Origin of the sequence: Dechloromonas sp. ZS-1 (assembly GCF_039649255.1) — a bacterium.
Taxonomy (GTDB): Bacteria; Pseudomonadota; Gammaproteobacteria; order Burkholderiales; family Rhodocyclaceae; genus Azonexus.
The window spans coordinates 1-5663 of the sequence record NZ_JBDIYD010000028.1; the positions used below are offsets into that span (position 1 = coordinate 1).

5 protein-coding genes are annotated in these 5663 nt (G+C 51.5%); 3 read left to right on the forward strand and 2 right to left on the reverse strand.

Annotated elements, in window-relative coordinates; translation table 11 throughout:
• Positions 1 to 308: 308 nt before the first annotated feature.
• Positions 309 to 1289 (reverse strand): HNH endonuclease signature motif containing protein, encoded by a 981-nt coding sequence (locus AACO21_RS16520; RefSeq protein ID WP_346193628.1) that lies wholly within the window; start codon positions 1287 to 1289, stop codon positions 309 to 311.
• Positions 1290 to 1598: 309 nt separating this feature from the next.
• Here AACO21_RS16520 and AACO21_RS16525 point away from each other — a divergent pair, with 309 nt between their 5' ends.
• From AACO21_RS16525 to AACO21_RS16535, 3 genes are all read left to right on the forward strand, one after another.
• Positions 1599 to 1988, forward strand: a complete 390-nt coding sequence (locus AACO21_RS16525) for an Arm DNA-binding domain-containing protein (RefSeq protein ID WP_346193629.1) — start codon at positions 1599 to 1601, stop codon at positions 1986 to 1988.
• 30 nt (positions 1989 to 2018) lie between these two features.
• The gene (locus AACO21_RS16530; protein WP_346193630.1) at positions 2019 to 2567 is read left to right on the forward strand and encodes an Hsp20/alpha crystallin family protein; all 549 of its coding nucleotides are present in this window, start codon (positions 2019 to 2021) and stop codon (positions 2565 to 2567) included.
• Between the two features lie 86 nt (positions 2568 to 2653).
• Entirely contained in the window at positions 2654 to 3745 is a 1092-nt protein-coding gene (locus AACO21_RS16535; RefSeq protein ID WP_346193631.1) for a trypsin-like peptidase domain-containing protein, read from the forward strand.
• 400 nt (positions 3746 to 4145) lie between these two features.
• Here AACO21_RS16535 and AACO21_RS16540 read toward each other — a convergent pair whose 3' ends face one another.
• The gene (locus AACO21_RS16540; RefSeq protein ID WP_346193632.1) at positions 4146 to 5078 is read right to left on the reverse strand and encodes an EAL domain-containing protein; all 933 of its coding nucleotides are present in this window, start codon (positions 5076 to 5078) and stop codon (positions 4146 to 4148) included.
• Positions 5079 to 5663: the final 585 nt, after the last annotated feature.

Below are 5663 nucleotides of genomic sequence, written 5' to 3' on the forward strand. Positions count from 1 at the left end.
TCCTTGTCAATAACTTTCGAAAATAAACCGCTTTCCCGAAAACCACTAACAAACCCGTAAAACTCACACTTTACTTCTTCTTTCCGATTCACCACCGAAAAGCAAAAGACCCGTAATGCCACACGGGTCTTTTAAGCATCCTGGCGGAGAGGGGGACCACTTGAAGTGCTCCTCACAGCGACTCACCAAGAATCAAGGGCCGCATTCTGCCTGAACGGCGCATCTGCTGTCAACCTAACGATGTCTCACTCGAACTCATCTCATCGCAGTGAAAATGATGGGTGCCGTGATGGGTTACGTAATGCCCTCTATTTAGGCAGCTTCGTTGCAAGTTCCCAATGTTGCTGCAGAGCCGGCACAGCGAGTTGCTCAGCAATTTTCGCTGGGATGAAAGGAACCTTCCCCGCAAATTGATCGTACTCTGAGCCAACGAGCGAAGGCGATACCCACATCGTCTTTGATGTTGGCTCAATGGCAATCAGCCCCAGATCCCACAAAGTGTGAAGATCAGCTCGTAGCAGGATACCGTTACTTAGCGCATTAGTATCAGGCCCCAGATAGGGCGTGACATGGGCAGCTTCCAATATCGCCTCAACTGCACAACCAGTAATCGCACATTTGCCTCCGTAGGCACGCAACAACCCTGCACGAAATCTTGACTGCCCACGTCGTCGGACAACCGATGAAAGGACACGCTGACGAGCGTCTTCTTGTGATGCCGGATCAAATGGCTCGACCTGCGGCTCGGTTGCCAGTAGTACCGTAGCTAGCGGCCCATCCACTGACTGGCTGAACAGAGTGCCATCAGGGGCATATCCATCAAGCTGAAACACGCCATCTTTCCAGTGTGTAACACGAGCGAGTCCCAGAATGGCATAGCGAGTGTCGGGCTTAGCGCTTACCTGTCGAGCAACGCCAACAGGAACCCCCTCCTCCATACAGGCCCGGAGCCCTTTATTGGTGAAAAGGCCATCAGCCTCAGGCGTTTCACCCTCTTGGTGGTAAAGGTAGGTCCAAGTACCGTCTGGGCGAAACTGTGGCGCTCTATCCGGATATGCCGTCTTCAGAGTCTGGCGAACGCTCAGCGCGAAGTTTGATCCTTCGGGTTTATAGATGCCTTTGGGCGTACTGAATAGCCTGGTATCCGCCTGACCCGCTTCACTCCATTTCACGGTCTTGCCCGCATTCGCAGCAAACCAGCTAAGACCCTGACGCAGTTCCGGCGGAGCGGCTTGAATGATCGCTTCTAAGCTCATGTTAACAGCATGCAAAAATAATTTACCGAGCATACCTCATAGAGACTTGTAGCTGAAACAACCTCCATTGATTGGCGCACCCGAAAAATATTTGCATGACGAGGGCGTTGTAGACCGCTCCTGCCACGTTTCTATTCCGGGTGGGCTCTGAATTCCGTTGCGTGCGGAAGCGTCAGCGAAGACAAGAACCCATCGATATTTCCTTGCGCGACAAAGGCCGTTAGAGCTGAGTTTGTTCAGTCCTCCCGCCTTTGCCTCGCCACGGAAAAATCACAATCTCGTACAACGTGGATGGGTAAAACGATGGGTAGCACGAACAGAAAGGAACTAGGGGCACTGGCGGTGTCCCAAATCAATCGCAGGGGAATCAACTTCGTCGGCGGCGTTACTGGCCTCGGCCTGAACGTAACGCAAACCGGATCGCGTAGCTGGATATTGCGGTATCGGGTTGCAGGAGTTCGCAAGGACATGGGCCTGGGCGGTTATCCAGATGTCACACTGGCACAAGCCAAAGAACTGGCCCGCACTGCGCGAATCAAGCTGGCTCAAGGGATTGACCCGATTGCCGAACGCCGCGAGGAATGGCGCAAGCTGATTGCCGAAGTTGCTGCTGCCGTAAGCCGCCTGTCAGTGCCAATCGGGATCGAAGGTCTGCTTTCTACTCCGTCGAACTGGTGCTCTCGACCCAAACCCGCCTTTCGATGGCCCAAATTTCCACTGGCAGGTTTCTGATGCGGATTAAAGCGGCTATTCGACTGATCGGTGGAGAGCCATATCTCACCGGCTACGTTTCGGTTTGGTACAAATCAATCGTTGTTGACGATTGAGGGTGTCAGTTCGTTCCTTGATTCTGTAGCGGATGGATGGCATCACTTACAGGAATCTGCCACTAACGCACTGACTCGTTTCAAACCAAGTACGGAATCCGAACTTCCGGCGAAGGGTGATGTCGATGATCCGTTCTATTGGCCAGCGCGCAGTTGGTCGATGTTGGGTGGCGAAGTGTTTGAGGACGAGAAACGCCTCATCGTGCGCCTAGAAGTGCCAGGCATGGACAAGCAGGATATGAGCATCGAAGTCATGGATGGCATACTGGTGGTAAGTGGCGAAAAACGATTTTCGAAAGAAAACACGGATGGGCGCTGGCGAATTATGCAGTGTGCTTACGGCAGTTTCCGCCGCATTGTGCCGCTCTCCGCCCCCATACTTGCGGATGATGCCAAGGCCAGTTACACGAATGGAGTATTACGTGTAGAACTTCCCAAGGCCACTCCGAGCAAGGCGAAAGCCAGGAAAATAGAAGTTGTTTAGACAATCTTTCTGAAAGGGCAGCCTTGTATCGACCTCGCCAAAATCCTTCATCTGAACTTCGACTGTTCTTCTGGAGATGGGCATTAATGCCCATCACGCTGGCTGGGTTGATGGTGCTCTGGTATTTACTGCCGGCGATTGAGGCTGCCCTTGTTCCTGATAAAGCGGAACCCCGAACTGTCGTTTCTAGGGGCGAATTGGCTACCGATGAGAAAACAACGATTGAGATTTTTGAGAGGTCAAGAAACTCCGTAGTTTTTATCTCAACCGCAGGTTTGGTACGCGACTTCTGGACACGTAATGTTTACTCTGTACCTCGCGGAACTGGCTCCGGTTTCGTCTGGGATGATGCAGGCCATGTCGTAACGAATTTCCATGTAATCAAAGATGCTTCCGAGGCAAACGTCAAGTTAGCTGATGGCCGTAGCTATCAAGCTGTGCTGGTTGGCGCTAGCCGCGATCACGACATTGCCGTTCTCAAAATTGGGGTCGGATTCAAACGGCCGCCTCCCGTCCCTGTCGGCACAAGCCATGATCTTAGAGTTGGTCAAAAGGTTTTTGCTATCGGCAATCCATTTGGACTTGATTGGACGCTGACCAGTGGCATTGTTTCCGCACTGGATCGGTCACTATCAGGCATCCCTGGGAAGCCAACAGTTGAGCACCTTATCCAGACTGATGCAGCTATTAATCCCGGAAACTCGGGAGGGCCGCTACTTGATTCCGCCGGCCGACTGATTGGCATAAATACCGCAATTTACAGCCCAAGCGGAGCTTCCGCGGGCATCGGATTTGCTGTCCCCGTCGACACAGTGATGCGCGTTGTGCCGCAACTCATCAATAACGGGCGGTATATCCGGCCATCGCTGGGTATCAGCATGGATGACTCGATGAACGAGCGGCTTACAGAAATTCTGGGGGTAAAGGGAGTTGTTGTCCTTCAGGTGGCCAAATCTTCCGCAGCAGCGAAAGCAGGGTTGATGGGGGCAAAGCTAACAATCGATGGAACAGTGATTCCAGGAGACGTCATAACCGGTATAGATGGCAGAGAAGTCGGCTCTGTAATAGATCTTCTTCGCCACTTAGATGACAAACAGATCGGACAGCAAGTTCAACTCACAGTATTGAGGGAAGGAAAGCGTTTGACTCTGAACATCGAACTAGAGCCTGGCGTTTAGGCCCCCTTTGTCTGGGGCGCTGTCTTTGACATACTTCGCTCAGCGCCAGCTTGAATCAGCAAACTGTTGTTGCTCTACCTAAACGATGAAGGACCGCAAAGGTCGAGGAGCACGAATTTCCCATCAGGCAGGTTTCGGAGTCGAGCGGCCATTCCTATGACTGCTAGTGGGATGGGGCGTACTTCCGCTGATGGCCGGGAAGAGCCTGATGAGGTGCTGCCGACAAACCTGCCATCCAGGAAACGTAACGGCAGCTATCGGGCAGAGGGGGGAGTACGGGCTGTCGGCCAACTGCTGCCTTTGCTCCGACTGGTGCGCTAGACGTTCAAGGGACCGCTCCACTCTAAAACAAGCACGGCAAAAGGCGACCAGGAAATAATGGACAGGAATCAAATGACGGCTATTTCACGCAAGCAGCGGAAGTGATAGCACTCAGCTCTGATGCAGCCATTGGGCGGTGAAACAGAAAGCCTTGGACGCCGTCGCAGCCGATGGCACTGAGAAATTTATGCTCTTCTTGTGTTTCTACGCCTTCGGCAACAGATCTGACATTTATGGTTTTTGTTAAATCCACAATGCTCTTACAGATTGCGGCATCCTTAGCCGTCCGCTGTGATTTGCGAATGAACTCTCTATCAATTTTCAGTACATCAATAGGCATCTCAGCGAGATGCGTAAAAGACGAATATCCAGTCCCAAAATCGTCAAGGTAAATCTTGATGCCGTGGCTGCGCAAACGGTTAAGTGAGTCCATGGCATGAGGGGTTGCACCCAAGAAGGTTGATTCAGTTACTTCCACGTTCAGAGCAAAGGATCGTGGCGCCATCAGCAACATAATGACTTCGTCGCTAGAGATATCGGCAAGAGATAAATTGACTGTAACTGCAAGAGTGATTCCGTGTTCAAGGAAGTCAGAATCCACCGTACTTATAATGGCGTGGCTGAGATACGTCTGTAACCCGTACCGTTCAACGTCAGCTAAGAACGCCGGCGGCGCCATTGGTCTATCGTTCTCGTCCAGTATTCGCAGTAATGCCTCGCACGATACGATTGCCCCAGATTCCGAATCGACTATGGGCTGGTAAAACATAACAAAACGGCGGTTATCGATGCTATGACGGATCTGAGCTGCAGCAGCTTCTAGCTGCTTCTTCTGGCTTGCGTGATGCAGAAACGTGTGCGCACCCCAACTGGAGGAGACAACGCCCAAGGTCCCAGCCAGAAAAATAAATTCCCCTATGTTTGTTCCAGTTGAACTTGCCAACTCTGCAAGGCGCTCTATGACAAATAAGATCGTGGTGACACCAATGATCGCCGCTGCATGAATGTTCATTTATGACAATTTGACAGAGTGGATGTGCTACTGTCAAATTTACCATAACATACAGATAACGTGCGGCCTCACATTACCAGGTGAGCAATGGCTAATCTTTGGGAGCCGGTTGTTTCGGGCCAAAGGCTTGTTACATATGACTATCGACCGACCTGACGAAGCCACAGAACGTGTTTTCCCTTTGTGCCATATTGCTGCCATTGCATTTTCTGGGTGGCCGCCTACCCTGATCGGGTTGGCTGTAGTCTTTTAGCGCCCTATCTGCAGTGGGATGACTTGAATGTCTCTGGTTAGACTTAGGAAATCTGGTTTGCTTACACACATCCATCTAGAAGGTTGTGGCGTGACAAACTGGGGCGGCACGATCATCGAAAGCGCCCAAAACATTTTATAAAATCCTCGATGGACATCATCTGATTTGGCACGGAGCGTGTAAGAATTTTTGTGTAAACGGTCACCCGGCAGGAAACTGCCACATTGCCAGGAGCGATGATGACCGTAGGAAAGAATGTATTGACCCAGTAAAAACCTGCTCAGGTGTTAACCTTGAAGGAGTGACCCGAGATGAGCATGGTGATGGAAGAA